The sequence below is a fragment of the Elusimicrobiota bacterium genome (assembly GCA_016788905.1).
Classification (GTDB): domain Bacteria; phylum Elusimicrobiota; class Elusimicrobia; order FEN-1173; family FEN-1173; genus JADKHR01.
This window is the reverse complement of sequence record JAEURZ010000014.1, coordinates 1-283: the sequence shown is the minus strand read 5'-3', so window position 1 is coordinate 283 and position 283 is coordinate 1. Positions and strand designations below refer to the sequence as shown.

At 55.1% G+C, this 283-nt stretch carries 1 pseudogene (cut by a window edge); it reads left to right on the top strand.

Going from position 1 to position 283, the window contains the following annotated elements:
• Window positions 1-283 (top strand): annotated as a pseudogene (locus JNK54_06785) (elongation factor Tu); it begins 263 nt to the left of the window's first position.

The window sequence follows — 283 nt, the reverse complement described above, 5'->3', positions numbered from 1 at the left end:
ATTAAGAACATGATCACGGGCTCGGCGCAGATGGATGGAGCGATTTTGGTGGTATCAGCGGCGGACGGCCCCATGCCTCAGACGCGAGAACACGTTTTGCTGGCGCGCCAGGTGAACGTTCCGAACCTGGTGGTGTTCTTAAACAAAGTGGATTTGGTGGATGATCCTGAACTGTTGGACCTGGTGGAGATCGAAGTCCGAGACCTCTTGAAGAAGTATGAGTTCCCTGGGGACACCATTCCTGTGATTCGCGGGTCCAGCATGAAGGCGATGCAGGGGGACA